The 12,847-nt window shown below is 52.5% G+C and carries 12 protein-coding genes, 4 tRNA genes and 2 other RNA genes; 5 read left to right on the plus strand and 13 right to left on the minus strand.

Going from position 1 to position 12,847, the window contains the following annotated elements:
• Positions 1–19: 19 nt before the first annotated feature.
• The 5 genes from yigB to lptM are packed head-to-tail and all read right to left on the minus strand — an operon-like array spanning position 20 to position 3,388.
• Positions 20–736, minus strand: coding sequence for a 5-amino-6-(5-phospho-D-ribitylamino)uracil phosphatase YigB (gene yigB / locus DW47_RS0102915; RefSeq protein WP_029684848.1), 717 nt, complete (start codon positions 734–736; stop codon positions 20–22).
• Positions 736–1,653 carry a tyrosine recombinase XerC gene (gene xerC, locus DW47_RS0102920; RefSeq protein ID WP_029684849.1) on the minus strand — a complete coding sequence of 306 codons (918 nt, stop codon included), beginning with the start codon at positions 1,651–1,653 and terminating at the stop codon, positions 736–738. Before xerC ends, yigB begins: the two co-directional genes overlap by 1 nt.
• Complete coding sequence (locus DW47_RS0102925; RefSeq protein ID WP_029684850.1) at positions 1,650–2,351, minus strand: DUF484 domain-containing protein; 702 nt, start codon at positions 2,349–2,351, stop codon at positions 1,650–1,652. Before DW47_RS0102925 ends, xerC begins: the two co-directional genes overlap by 4 nt.
• Positions 2,348–3,172 (minus strand): diaminopimelate epimerase, encoded by an 825-nt coding sequence (gene dapF, locus DW47_RS0102930; protein WP_029684852.1) that lies wholly within the window; start codon positions 3,170–3,172, stop codon positions 2,348–2,350. The genes DW47_RS0102925 and dapF overlap by 4 nt, the downstream gene beginning before the upstream one ends.
• A 27-nt stretch (positions 3,173–3,199) precedes the next feature.
• Entirely contained in the window at positions 3,200–3,388 is a 189-nt protein-coding gene (gene lptM, locus DW47_RS0102935) for an LPS translocon maturation chaperone LptM (protein ID WP_029684854.1), read from the minus strand.
• 177 nt (positions 3,389–3,565) lie between these two features.
• On the opposite strand from lptM, the gene cyaY reads away from it, so the two are divergent.
• Positions 3,566–3,883 carry an iron donor protein CyaY gene (gene cyaY / locus DW47_RS0102940; protein ID WP_029684855.1) on the plus strand — a complete coding sequence of 106 codons (318 nt, stop codon included), beginning with the start codon at positions 3,566–3,568 and terminating at the stop codon, positions 3,881–3,883.
• Positions 3,884–3,892: 9 nt separating this feature from the next.
• On the opposite strand, the gene DW47_RS0102945 is transcribed toward cyaY, so the two are convergent.
• Positions 3,893–6,448 (minus strand): class I adenylate cyclase, encoded by a 2,556-nt coding sequence (locus DW47_RS0102945; protein WP_084689022.1) that lies wholly within the window; start codon positions 6,446–6,448, stop codon positions 3,893–3,895.
• A gap of 277 nt (positions 6,449–6,725) precedes the next feature.
• Between DW47_RS0102945 and hemC the strand changes: the two genes are divergently transcribed.
• From hemC to hemY, 4 genes are read left to right on the plus strand one after another with little or no spacing between them, the layout of a single operon-like run.
• Positions 6,726–7,667: a hydroxymethylbilane synthase gene (gene hemC, locus DW47_RS0102950; RefSeq protein WP_038027069.1), complete on the plus strand. Its 942-nt coding sequence runs from the start codon at positions 6,726–6,728 to the stop codon at positions 7,665–7,667.
• Entirely contained in the window at positions 7,664–8,401 is a 738-nt protein-coding gene (hemD, locus tag DW47_RS0102955) for a uroporphyrinogen-III synthase (protein WP_029684858.1), read from the plus strand. Before hemC ends, hemD begins: the two co-directional genes overlap by 4 nt.
• A gap of 25 nt (positions 8,402–8,426) precedes the next feature.
• A complete protein-coding gene (hemX, locus tag DW47_RS0102960; RefSeq protein WP_029684859.1) occupies positions 8,427–9,557 on the plus strand; it encodes a uroporphyrinogen-III C-methyltransferase in 1,131 nt (376 codons plus the stop codon).
• Between the two features lie 2 nt (positions 9,558–9,559).
• A complete protein-coding gene (gene hemY / locus DW47_RS0102965) occupies positions 9,560–10,756 on the plus strand; it encodes a protoheme IX biogenesis protein HemY (RefSeq protein WP_029684861.1) in 1,197 nt (398 codons plus the stop codon).
• Positions 10,757–11,214: 458 nt separating this feature from the next.
• On the opposite strand, the gene DW47_RS16825 is transcribed toward hemY, so the two are convergent.
• From DW47_RS16825 to wecG, 7 genes are all read right to left on the minus strand, one after another.
• Positions 11,215–11,328, minus strand: a non-coding RNA gene (locus tag DW47_RS16825) — RtT sRNA.
• Positions 11,329–11,361: 33 nt separating this feature from the next.
• Positions 11,362–11,475: non-coding RNA, RtT sRNA (locus tag DW47_RS16830), on the minus strand.
• 32 nt (positions 11,476–11,507) lie between these two features.
• Positions 11,508–11,584 (minus strand) — tRNA-Pro (locus tag DW47_RS0102975).
• 32 nt (positions 11,585–11,616) lie between these two features.
• Positions 11,617–11,703, minus strand: a tRNA-Leu gene (locus DW47_RS0102980).
• Positions 11,704–11,718: 15 nt separating this feature from the next.
• Positions 11,719–11,794, minus strand: a tRNA-His gene (locus tag DW47_RS0102985).
• A gap of 84 nt (positions 11,795–11,878) precedes the next feature.
• A tRNA-Arg gene (locus DW47_RS0102990) sits at positions 11,879–11,955 on the minus strand.
• Between the two features lie 148 nt (positions 11,956–12,103).
• Positions 12,104–12,844, minus strand: coding sequence for a lipopolysaccharide N-acetylmannosaminouronosyltransferase (wecG, locus tag DW47_RS0102995; RefSeq protein WP_029684862.1), 741 nt, complete (start codon positions 12,842–12,844; stop codon positions 12,104–12,106).
• Between the last annotated feature and the right edge of the window lie 3 nt (positions 12,845–12,847).

Raw genomic sequence — 12,847 nt, forward strand, 5'->3', positions numbered from 1 at the left:
CTGTATATTTTTACAGCCATTATAGCAGCGACATCAGCGAATCCAACCGCGAAATTTCGAGATGCGGTAACAACCTGGCATCGGTAGCACTCATCAGGTCGCGATCTCCCGGATTGATCCAGCAGGCCTGAAAACCGCTGCGTATCGCACCGGCGACATCAGTGGTTAAATCGTCACCAATATGCAAAATATCGCTGGGGGGTAACTGCAGACGCTGTGCGGTCAACTGATACATATCGGCTGCCGGCTTGGCCCGTCCATCTGGACCTGCGCGTAACATAAAGCGAAAATAGCCAGCGATCCCCATTTTTTCGGGGTCAGCATTGCCATTAGTGATCGCCACCAGAGGGATGCGCTGTGACAAATAACGGAGGGTCTGATGGGTCAGTGACGGCATAGTGACTGCGCTACGCCAGCGGGCAAACACCGACATCACATGCCCTATTCCCTGGCGGCACTGTTCTGCTGACAGACCCGCTTGCTGCATCACAAGGCTGACGGCCTTTTCACGCCATAGGGTGACATCATGGATCGTTTCCGGTTCCTGCTCCGCCACCTGGTCACGGGCAGACTCATAGTCACTGACAGTCAGATCCGCTAATGACGGATGCCACTGCTGTAATGCTTGATGAGTTTTAGACACTGTGGTCAGGATCACTTCCGCGTTATCGTAGAGGGTATCATCCAAGTCAAAGCTCATCGCCCGGATCGGGCCGGGGGGTCGGTAAAAATGCATTATTTATCGCCTCGTTTAGCACGGGGATGGGCGGCATCATAGACAGACGCTAGATGCTGAAAGTCCAGATGGGTATAAATTTGGGTCGTCGACAGGTTGGCATGCCCTAGCAATTCCTGGACGGCACGTAAATCCCCGCTCGACTCAAGCATATGTGTAGCAAAAGAGTGGCGCAGTTTATGGGGATGAATGTGGCTAGTGACCCCTTGCTTTACCCCCCACTCGGCAAAGCGTTTCTGTACATTTCGAGCAGAGATCCGTTTTCCCTGCTTCGACAGGAATATCGCATCATCCTGAGGCTCAAACAGCCCGCGTAATAATAGCCAGCGCTGTAGCCATTCGACTGCGGTACGGCCCACCGGTAAGCGGCGATCTTTGCTGCCTTTACCGGTGACCCAGACCTCTCCTGACTCTGCATCAAAGTGGCGGCAATCAAGGCCGACCAGTTCAGACAGACGTAATCCTGCCCCGTACATCACTTCCAACATGGTACGGTCGCGAACAGCCAAGGGGTCATTGAGATCAATATCCAGCAACTGCCCCATCTCATCGACATCAATATTTTTCGGCAGATGACGAGAAGCTTTTGGCGTGGCAACTCCTTTGGCTGGATTAGCCGGTAAGACGCCCTGTGCTACCTGCCAGTCGAGAAAACTGCGCAACGCTGATAAACGTAACGCTAAGCTAGCGGGTTGCAGTCCACTGCGACGACTCTTCGCTGCCAGCGCCCGCACACTCGCCGGTTCTAACTGGCTCCACTGCTGTAAACCAGAATCCGTCATCAGCGCGATCAGTGCCTCCAACTGGCGCTGATAGCTGGTAAGGGTCAGCGGACTTAGCTGTCGTTCGACCTTGAGATAGCGCAAAAAGTCCTGGGTAGGCCCCAGTAGTTGCAGCGAGGGGGTATCACGACTCATCGTCTTTTTATCCAACGGGATAAGAGTTCAGGGAGCATAGCGGACAAATAGTCCAACAATTCTGTCCCCATACCGGGATAGTAATGGTGTTTATCGCGACTGCTGAAGATCACTACCCCGCAGTCATCGGCCATCAGCGACATTGCCACTGAACCGATCGCGTTCGCCTCCGGCATCAGCAGTAATAACTCTGGGCCATTTAAAGACCCTAGATAGTGTTGCTGGCGCCCTAAACGCTGGATCCGTACCGGCTCAAAGGCCCGAGCGGAGAGCCCGAGACCGGTGAAGCCGGACGGTGCCGTAAGCTGCCATTGGTCACTGAACAAGCGAATACTGGCCCCTGCCAGACCGAGATCTCGTGCCCAGCGATGCAAACGGGACAGCATATCCTGCAGACTATCCGCCGAAGCCAAACAGGATTGCAGGGCAATCACTTGGCTAAAGAGATGCTGATTGGCGGTCGCCTGTTCCATTAGCAGGGTGATCTCTTCTTCCAGTTGCTCAATATGATGACGCTGACGGGCCATATGCCATTCAACCAGCGACACGCTGCCGCGTACCGGATGCGGTACTTGCATCTGTTCAACCTGGCGGGCATTACGAATGAAAAAATCAGGATTACGCTGCAGATAAGCGCACACCAACTGGTCGTCCGCGGCCATGCTGTTCAGTAACTCTGCTTCTTCATCGGTTCTCATAAATGAATAAATCCGTCATAAACATGGGTAGCCGGACCGGTCATATATAGCGGTGTCCCCGGACCATCCCAACTGATCTGTAAACTACCGCCGGGTAGATCGACCCGTACATTTTCTGCCAGCAGGCCTTGCAAGATACCGCTAGCCACAGCAGCACAAGCCCCGCTGCCACAGGCTTGGGTTTCTCCGGCGCCACGTTCATACACCCGAAGACGAATATGTGAGCGAGAAACCACCTCCATAAAACCGACATTCACCCGCTCAGGGAAACGCTCATGGCTTTCCATCTGTGGACCAATCACTTCTACGGCGGCAGTGCGAATATTTTCGACCTGAATAACACAGTGCGGGTTACCCATCGATACAGCACCAAACATCACGGTTTGCTCTGTCAGGCGCAGCAGATAGAGGTTTTCCGCTTTATTAGCGCGAAACGGGATATTGGCAGGCTCAAAATCTGGCTCTCCCATATTTACTCGTACCGTTTCATCACTATTCACTGTCAGAACCATTCTGCCGGTATGAGTGCTGACACGAATATCTTTCTTGTTGGTGAGACCTTTCAGACGCACAAACCGAGCGAAGCAGCGTGCACCGTTGCCGCACTGTGCTACTTCACTGCCATCAGCATTAAAAATGCGATAATGAAAATCCAGTTCAGGATCATAAGGCGGCTCAACGATCAGCAACTGATCAAAGCCGATCCCCAGATGGCGATCGGACAGCCGGCGAATAAGCTCCGGCGAGAAAAAAACATTCTGTGTAACTGCGTCAACAACCATAAAGTCATTGCCGAGGCCGTGCATTTTGGAAAACTGCATTTTTTGCTCCGCCGGTTAAGCTATTGGTCAGGGGGCGACTGTCCCCGCTGGCACGGTAGTCTCACTTTCCGCCTGCGGAACCGTGGCCTCTGTCTGCTGCTGCTTCTGTTGTGCCGTCACCGGCTGTTTAGGAAAATAGAGCGGCCCTTTCAGCCCGCAGCCCGTCAGTGCCGCCGGGATCACAATCAGTGCCAGCCAACCGAACATTTTTTTCATTTTGATTACACTCAACCTGTGCTTAGTTTTATCTGCTTATCATCGCAGTTGAACAAGGAAAAGCAACAGAAAATCCCCAGATCTCTGTGAGCTCGTCAATAAGCCACTGTCACCCTAGAACAGGGATTGGCAAACATTCTCAGCGCGCTATACTTTGCAAAAAACACGGGAGTAATAATGAACGACAGTGAATTCCATCAGCTGGCAGACCAGCTACTTTTGACGGTTGAAGAACGGTTAGACGAGCATGACGGCGACGCCGATATCGATTACGAAACCCACGGCAGTGTCATGACGCTGAGTTTCGCCAATGGCAGTAAAATCGTGATTAACCGCCAAGAACCGTTACATCAGGTCTGGCTAGCGACCAAAGCTGGCGGTTACCATTTTAGTGAACAGGATGGTCACTGGATCTGCGATCGCAGCGGGGCTGAATTCTGGAGTCTATTGGCAGATGCCTGCTCCGCTCAGGCCGGTGAACAAGTCACGTTCTGATACAGCGTATTAGGGCAGGCGGGAATGCGGCAGCCGATCTCGGGTGATCTGCGGGGAGAGATCCTCTGCAATATCGTCATGGGTAGCTGAATGAAACGGCGACACTCGCCATTTCCCGTGATCCTGACTGAGCTGGTAGAACTGTGGAAGGTTAAAATTGATAAACCCGGTGCCGCAGGTAAAGCGATCGTGAGAAGAGGAGTAAAAGCGACTGACATCGCGAACCAGCTCCTCTTTGCTGCCTTCGCAATGCCGGTACACCTCAGCGCGGTTATTCTCATCAAGGATATAAATGCTGAAATCCCCACCTTGCTCTGACTCTTCAAAAAAGAACTGAATAATCCCTTCACTGGCATAGTTATTCACCACCGCCGGCAGTTCGGTATGCTGAGCATCCACTTTGATCGACAAACCGTGTAGTTTGTTATTAGAGATAGCACCATAGAATTCCACGGCATTCTCCAGCTTCTGCACCGAGACGCTCATCCGTTCGAAGAACACTCCCCAGGTATCTCCAGCCAGTTTCAGTGCCTTAAAGCGACCGGGCTCCTGACGGGTGCCGGATAAGCGGATATCGATACATTCCGATACCAACTGCTGTACCCGGGTACGGATCAGGCCGCGTAGATGCTGACTGTAGCAAAACACGTCGACCTGATCTGGGGGCAGCGCGTCCTGATGCATCTTGCCCAAAATCGTTTTCAGGGCATCGATCATCGACTGTTCACCGTTGAAATGCAGGGTACGCACCTCATTCCAGGAATTACGGTACAGCAGGTCAATACTGCCAATAAGACAACGTTGCTGCTGGCCGAAACTGAAAACATCCAGTTTACGGAAATCGAAATGAACCACTTGGTTACGAAATTCCGCTGTCGGGTCATATTCCAAATTAACCATAATGGCCAGATGGCGGATTTCACAGGGGCTGTACAGTGCTTTCGGCGTGGGGGTGGATACGCGTAACGGAAAATGCTGTGACACGTCACTGACCAATTCCTGAAGACGCGCGGCATCACAACCGCCATTACCTTTGATATGCAGCACTGTTTTGTCAGTGAGCAGACCGTTAAACCATGACCACGCCACCAGCTTGATCAGATAACGGTTATATTCCAAAGGCTGATGACTGATAATTGCGCTCATCTCCGGGGCTTGGTTATACAGATACCAGCCCGGGCGGTTTGCCCGTCCTTCCGGCACATGAATAAAGGTCAAGTCCTCTTCTGACAGGTCCGGTGATATTTGTGGGTTCACCAAGATAACTTTACCGGGTAGCGCTTCAAAGGCGGCATAGAGTTTACGCGTCAGTACCCCGATATCTTGCGGGCTGGCGCTCACACTCAGATTATTACGGCGAGCGAAGCGGATCAGGTTACGATAACTTTGCATCATCGCATCCAGTAACTCGTTGTGCGCCTCACGAACCTGACCAATTTTCCAGTGTTCACGGCTGTCCAGCATCTGCAAACGTGCAGTATCCCATCCCCAGCTTTTCACCAGCTGACTGAGGATTTCACGCCGCCACAGGGATCTCACCTGAGGTCGCTCCACCGACAGTTTTTCACATACTTTCAAATAGAAACAGCGTCTGACCAGGTCAAGACGAGCAGTATCTTCTATCTCTGTCAGATAGTCAGTGACACGCTCCAGCATCATACAATAGGGGTCGAGACCGAAACTGATTATCTCACCGTTATGCAGGTGCTGTTTGATATCCGTGGCTAATAGCCGGGTGGTAGGGTATTCGCGGGTGTAGGCTTCCAGTAACAGGGTTTTCAGTACCGCTTTATAGGGGGAATCGATGCTTTTGTATAACTGCCATAAACTGGCCCCGAAATACTCTTCCGCCGATAAGCTACCCAGGCCGCCAAGATCCAGCCACTCATTAGGCATCAGCGCCCCGCCAGCATACAACGACATCACATAATCATCGTAATGCTCTTCTTCTTCCACCGGCACCATGTTCCACAAGATCCGCTTACCAGCCAGGCGCACCGCTGAACGGTAAAATTCATCCAACAGAAGAATATGCTGGGTACTGCCGCAATCTTCTCCCCCCAGATGCCCACTCTCGTTGTGACGAAACCGGTTCTCATCGATCAGGAAAAAACTGACCTCCACCCCGCAGCGATAACACCATTCCTGTAAAAGCTGACACTTATGCTGTAATGTCTGGCGCTCGTCGTTATCGAGCCATGACTGATGGCAGACCCAAATATCAAGATCAGAAGCACTGTTCTGGCCGACCGAAGAGGTACTGCCCATCGAGTAGACCCCGGTAATCGGTGCTTCGCCGGGTGGGGAAACCGGCAACCTTAGAGCCGGACCTAGCAACTGTTGCAGTAAGGAACGCTGCTCATCATCCACAGTAAAAAAACTGATGCCATAGGGAACATTGCCACCGGTGTAGCCGGGCAGCAAAGGATGGTGATACTGCAACAGCACAGGTAGCAGCTGATAGACCTGACGAAATGCCGGCCCAGTCGCGGCTATCGCGCGATCGATCCGCAGCTGATTGATGGCATCCAGTCGCTGTTTCAGAGTCTCAATATAAAGGTACAAGACGTTTAGCCTGCAATATCCGGTAATTAAGCACTTTAATCCCCTGCCCCGCCTGCGACACCTCAGCAGGAGACGGAGCCAGTAAAGAGACAGTTTACGCTTACCGCACCGCGGGGGTCGTTAGCGCGGTTATTTTATCACCTTTCCTCATCGGTCTATTGGCCATAGCACAGCAAGCCAACCACGAGCGCTAAGGATGGATTTCATCGCCGAAGCCTGCCACATTTAGCGTTTAAATGATAGGATGATCAGCAAACCACAAAAACGGTTATCCACAATGTCAGAGAAAATTATTCGTATCGCAACCAGACAAAGCCCGCTGGCCCTTTGGCAAGCTCACTATGTTCAAGATCGGTTAATAGCCGCCCACCCAGGGCTCCGCGTTGAACTGGTCCCCATGGTGACCAAAGGGGATGTCCTGCTAGACACTCCACTGTCCAAAGTCGGCGGAAAAGGGTTATTCGTCAAAGAACTGGAACTGGCCATGCTGGAAAACCGTGCTGACCTGGCGGTGCACTCAATGAAAGATGTGCCGGTCGCCTTCCCTGAGGGGCTCGGGCTGGTCACTATCTGCGAACGTGAAGATCCCCATGACGCCTTTGTCTCTGACAAATATCAGGATCTGGATGCATTACCTGCCGGAGCTACTGTTGGAACTTCATCGCTGCGTCGCCAATGCCAAATCCGTGCACAACGACCGGACCTGGTGATCCGTTCTCTACGCGGCAATGTGGGTACTCGTCTATCTAAACTGGACGCTGGTGAATACGATGCCATTATTCTGGCCGCTGCTGGGCTGAAACGTTTAGGCCTGGAGTCCCGCATTCGCAGTACCCTAAGCGCTGAAGTTTCTCTGCCTGCCGTTGGCCAAGGTGCAGTCGGTATCGAGTGTCGCCTCAATGATCAGTCGTTAATCGACGTGTTACAAGCCCTCAACCATGCAGACACGAACAGCTGTGTTCGTGCGGAGCGCGCCATGAATACCCGCCTGGAAGGGGGCTGTCAGGTACCAATCGGCAGTTATGCCGTGCTGGAAGGCGATCAGTTATGGTTGAGAGGTTTAGTGGGCACACCAGACGGTACTCAGGTTATCCATGCTGAACGCCGAGGTCATCGCGACCAGGCCGAGCAACTGGGTATCTCGCTGGCAGACGAACTGCTGGAACGTGGCGCCGGCGATATCTTGCGTGAAGTCTATCAGGGACAGCCACCAGTATGACCATTTTGGTCACCCGTCCAGAGCCTTCGGCGTCGGCACTGGTGGCTAGGCTACGTCAAACCGGCAAACAGGCTTGGAGTTTTCCCCTGATAGATTATCTGCCTGGCAGGGAACTGGCACAGCTACCACATCGGCTGGCAGCCCTAGGGCCTGAAGACCTGCTGTTTGCCGTATCACATCAGGCAATACGTTTCAGTGCCCCAGTGATGCAGCAGCATAATGCCGTCTGGCCAGCGCTGAGTTATTATGCAATCGGCAGACGCACCGCCTTGGATTTACACCAGGCAAGTGGCCGAAATGTGGACTATCCTCAGGGTATCGCAACCAGTGAAACGCTGCTTAATATGCCGTCACTCCGCGATCTCCACGGTAAACGGGCATTGATCCTGCGGGGCAACGGTGGCCGTGACCTGCTGGCGGAAACCCTCAGCCAGCGCGGTGCAGTGGTAGACATATTGGAATGTTACCAGCGCAGAACTTGTGACTACCAAGGCGCTGAGGAAGCGGTACGCTGGCGAAAACAAGGCATTACCACACTGGTGGTCACCAGTGGTGAGATGCTGCAACATTTATATTCTCTGTTTCCGGCGGTGGATCGCCGGGAATGGTTATTACACTGCCGACTGGTGGTGGTGAGTGCTCGTTTAGCTACCCTTGCGGCCGAGTTAGGCTGGCAGTCTGTGACGGTAGCTGATGGCGCGGATAACGATGCATTATTGCGCGCGTTACACTGAACTTATAACAATGGGATGAGCGAAAATGACGGAACACAAAGACCCCTCCGCCATGTCTGAAGCCACGCCACCGGAAGAAAATCACTCTCCGGCGACAGCGGGAAAAAAGACATCAGCTAAAAATATCGGTACACCTTTGGCAATCGTGGCCATTATTATTGCCCTTGCCTCTGCAGGTGGAAGCTACTGGTATGTCACTCAGCAGCAGAAGATGGACAGCGCTTCCCGAGATGCGCTTAGCCAGAAACTGAGCACGCTCATGCAGCAAAGTGACGCAAGCCGTCAGCAACTCTCTCAGCAGCTAAATGATGCGGCACAGGCGTTACAGAATGCACGCCAGCATCAAGATGCCAGCGATAAAGAGCTTAACAGCTTGCGTGACCGGGTTGCTTCACTGACCGGTAACGACGGTAGCACCTGGCTGATCGCCCAAGCTGACTATCTGGTGAAACTGGCTGGCCGTAAGCTGTGGAGTGATCAAGACGTGATCACCGCAGAAGCCTTATTAAAAAGTGCCGATGGCAGTCTGGCAGAGATGGATGACCCGAGCGTACTCAATGTTCGCCGAGCACTGACTGCAGATATCAGCACCCTATCCTCACTGAGTCAGGTGGATTATGACGGTATTATCCTTAAGCTGAACCAACTGTCGGATAATGTCGATAATCTGCGCCTCGCCGATGACGAAAATAATGAAAGCCCGATGGATGCTGACAGTAAAGAAGTTTCCGGTTCACTGGCACAGTGGCGGGAAAATCTGGCCAAAAGCTGGCACGATTTTATGGATAATTTTATTACTATTCGTCGTCGTGATAACACTGCTGAACCGCTGTTGGCACCGAATCAGGACATCTACCTACGTGAAAATATCCGCTCCAAATTGCTGATTGCTTCTCAGGCGGTTCCACGTCACCAGAACGACATTTATCGTCAGTCGCTGCAGGCGGTCTCTTCCTGGGTGCGTGCTTGGTACGACACCAATGCTCCGGCGACCAAAGCTTTCCTGGCGCAGATTGATGGCCTTGAGCAGCAAAATATCACCATGGATGTGCCGGCTTCACTGACCAGCCAGCCATTGCTGGATAAACTGATGCAAACCCGGGTTCGCGGGCTGCTGAACCAGCCTGCTGCTACCTCAGCACAGCAGGGAGGCTGAGTATGTTACGTGTCCTGATCCTTTTTATACTATTGCTGGCGGGTATCGTATTGGGCCCGATGCTGGCAGGTCACCAAGGATATGTACTGATCCAAACCGATAACTGGAATATTGAAACCAGTGTCACTGGACTGGTGATTATCCTGATCGTCGCCCTAATGGTGATCCTGGCGGTAGAGTGGTTGCTGCGCCGTCTGTTTCGCACCGGCAAGCGCACCCGTGGCTGGTTTACCGGTCGCAAGCGCCGTCGTGCTCAACGTCAGACCCGTGACGCAATGATTAAATTGGCGGAAGGCGATCATAAGCAGGTGGAAAAACTGCTGTCCCGTGATGCCGACCATGCCGCAGATCCTCTGGCTAACTATCTACTGGCAGCGGAAGCTGCGCAACAGCGTGGTGACGAAATTCGCGCTAATCAACATCTGGAACGAGCAGCGGAAGTCAGTACCAGCAATCAAATCCCAGTAGAAATCACCCGTGCCCGTATTCTATTGGCTCGCACAGAATATCATGCCGCCCGTCACTGTATCGACCGCCTACTGGATGTCGCACCCCGCCACCCTGAAGTCTTACGACTGGCTGAAACCGCCTATTTAAAAACCGGTGCTTGGCAAGCGCTGCTGGATATTCTGCCGTCAATGGAAAAAGAACGTCTGGTTGATGAGACCCAATTGCAGTCACTGCAAGAGAAAGCTTGGCTAGGAATGATGTCTCAGGCAATGGCCGACCAGGGTAGCCAAGGTCTGAAACAGTGGTGGAAAGGACAGAGCCGCAAAACCCGTCAGGACCCTGCCCTGCAGGCAGCAATGGCGACGCATCTGATTGAATGTAATGATGGCGAAGCTGCCCAGGAGATCGTGTTGACAGGGCTGAAACGTCAGTATGATGAACGCTTGGTGCTGTTATTACCACGCATCAGCAGCCAGTCTCCTGAGTTACTGGAAAAAGCGCTGCGACAGCAAATCAAACAGCACGGTGCAACGCCACTACTGAATAGCACCCTTGGTCAAATGCTAATGCGTCAGGGAGAGTGGCAAGCGGCCAGCGAGGCTTTCCGCCAAGCACTGTCTCAACGGACAGATGCATTCGATTTTGCCTGGCTGGCTGACTGCTATGAGAAAATGCATCGTCCTGAAGAAGCCGCTAAAATGCGTCGGGAAGGACTGCTACTGACACTCAAACAGCACCCCGAGCAGTAACGCTATTCCTGCCGCCACTAAAGGTGCCCTAACCGGCACCTTTTTTATTGTCAAACTCCGCTACAAAGACTCGCCCGGCCAGTCGTTGTAACACGGTAGCTCTCTTCATCATCTTTTTCTGCGTGTGATGCAGCTCACAGAAATACTCGGGGTGATAGATGCCTAATTCTAGCTCGACGGCCCAACAGCGACTTGTGAGATACAATAATCTATCCCTGGGATGTCAGCTCGAGCGCTTGCCACGGACCCGCTTATCGGCCCACAGCGACATACGCTGTGGGCCGATAGCCTCAGGGTAGAACCGCCGTAAACTGTGTTATCCGGCCACTGACAGCAAAGGGGAACGGTTGATCCAGAGTCATCAATGAGGGCAAAAAACTCCTCATGAATACAGCATCTTATCGCGGTATTTTTATCGAAGACGTAAAAAAACCCGCCGTAGCGGGTTTCTTTGAATAGGGTCGGCGAGAGAGGATGATGCCCCTTCGGGCCGTCGCTAACGCGACCTTGTCTCACTCCGTTCGGCTCAAACCTCCTTCGGAGGTTCTCATCCTCTATTTACTCTAGGCGTAAAAAAACCCGCTAGAAGCGGGTTTTCTTGAATAGGGTCGGCGAGAGAGGATGATGCCCCTTCGGGCCGTCGCTAATGCGACCTTGTCTCACTTCGTTCGGCTCAAACCTCCTTCGGAGGTTCTCATCCTCTATTTACTCTAGACGTAAAAAAACCCGCCGTAGCGGGTTTCTTTGAATATGGTCGGCGAGAGAGGATTCGAACCTCCGACCCACTGGTCCCAAACCAGTTGCGCTACCAAGCTGCGCTACTCGCCGAAATACTGCTGTACTTCTCTTTGTTTTTTGCCTGGTGCGAAGAGAGGGACTTGAACCCTCACGTCCGTTAAGACACTAACACCTGAAGCTAGCGCGTCTACCAATTCCGCCACCTTCGCATAACCAGCAAAAAATGGGGTGGCTAATGGGACTCGAACCCACGACAACTGGAATCACAATCCAGGGCTCTACCAACTGAGCTATAGCCACCATATCTTTCTACTTACAACGATGCTTTAAACATCTTTACTACTTTCGCGGTAAAACACCGCAGCTCTTGCGCACAAACCTAAGTGGCGCGCCCGACAGGATTCGAACCTGAGACCTCTGCCTCCGGAGGGCAGCGCTCTATCCAGCTGAGCTACGGGCGCTTAGCGCCGTTGCGGATGCGGATATTACGGGGTTGAGGTGATCCTGTCTAGTGCTTTTTAAATAAAAAATTCTGTTTGGCTGCTAATTGCACAGTTTGAGTGAAGTTTCATCATTGCAAGCCGTTTTTGATTGAAAAGTACACTATTACTATAATTCTCCGCGCCAATGATATTTTTGATAACGCAGCAACTTTATTTGCCGGCGCCAGCGGGAGGGTTCCATAATCAGGCGATATAACCACTCCAGGCCCGCTTTCTGCCAGAACAGAGGGGCTCGCTTCACCTCTCCGGTAAAGACGTTGTAAGTGCCACCAACGCCCATATAGAGCGCATTAGGGTAAACAGCACGACAACGCCGGATAAACAACTCCTGCCGCGGTGACCCCATCGCAACAGTGATAATTTGGGCTCCACTCTGGGCAATTGCCGCAATAACTGCATCGGTTTGCTGCTCAGAGAAGTAACCATCTTGTTGCCCGACCACTTCGACCGACCATTGCTCCTGCAGCTTTTGTGCCGTGTTTTTCAAAATCCGCGCTTGTCCACCCACCAGAAAAACCGGGATCTGTCGCTGCCCTGCCTGTTGCATCAGTGCGTGCCAAAGGTCGACACCGGTTATGCGCGTAATACGACTGCCTGGGTATTTTTTACGTATCGAACGGACGATACTGATCCCGTCGGGATAGTTAAATTCCGCCTGAGACAATATATCCTGAACCTGCGGATCCTGCTCCGCCGCTAAAATTTTTTCGGCATTAATCGCCACTAACATGCCGTAACGGAGAGGCGTCTCCGCTAGCAAAAAACCAATAAATGCGTCTGTAGAAGCAAAGCCATATAACGGGACACCCCGTATCTGGTAAGGAGGCTGTGCGTCACAATGAGTCATATC

Source organism: Tatumella saanichensis (assembly GCF_000439375.1).
Classification (GTDB): Bacteria; Pseudomonadota; Gammaproteobacteria; order Enterobacterales; family Enterobacteriaceae; genus Tatumella; species Tatumella saanichensis.

What these genes read in the sequence shown, in the direction of transcription:
- yigB (WP_029684848.1), bottom strand. Translation starts at nt 736, where the DNA reads ATGCATTTTTACCGACCCCCCGGCCCGATCCGGGCGATGAGCTTTGAC.
- xerC (WP_029684849.1), bottom strand. Translation starts at nt 1,653, where the DNA reads ATGAGTCGTGATACCCCCTCGCTGCAACTACTGGGGCCTACCCAGGAC.
- DW47_RS0102925 (WP_029684850.1), bottom strand. Translation starts at nt 2,351, where the DNA reads ATGAGAACCGATGAAGAAGCAGAGTTACTGAACAGCATGGCCGCGGAC.
- dapF (WP_029684852.1), bottom strand. Translation starts at nt 3,172, where the DNA reads ATGCAGTTTTCCAAAATGCACGGCCTCGGCAATGACTTTATGGTTGTT.
- lptM (WP_029684854.1), bottom strand. Translation starts at nt 3,388, where the DNA reads ATGAAAAAAATGTTCGGTTGGCTGGCACTGATTGTGATCCCGGCGGCA.
- cyaY (WP_029684855.1), top strand. Translation starts at nt 3,566, where the DNA reads ATGAACGACAGTGAATTCCATCAGCTGGCAGACCAGCTACTTTTGACG.
- hemC (WP_038027069.1), top strand. Translation starts at nt 6,726, where the DNA reads ATGTCAGAGAAAATTATTCGTATCGCAACCAGACAAAGCCCGCTGGCC.
- hemD (WP_029684858.1), top strand. Translation starts at nt 7,664, where the DNA reads ATGACCATTTTGGTCACCCGTCCAGAGCCTTCGGCGTCGGCACTGGTG.
- hemX (WP_029684859.1), top strand. Translation starts at nt 8,427, where the DNA reads ATGACGGAACACAAAGACCCCTCCGCCATGTCTGAAGCCACGCCACCG.
- hemY (WP_029684861.1), top strand. Translation starts at nt 9,560, where the DNA reads ATGTTACGTGTCCTGATCCTTTTTATACTATTGCTGGCGGGTATCGTA.
- wecG (WP_029684862.1), bottom strand. Translation starts at nt 12,844, where the DNA reads ATGACTCATTGTGACGCACAGCCTCCTTACCAGATACGGGGTGTCCCG.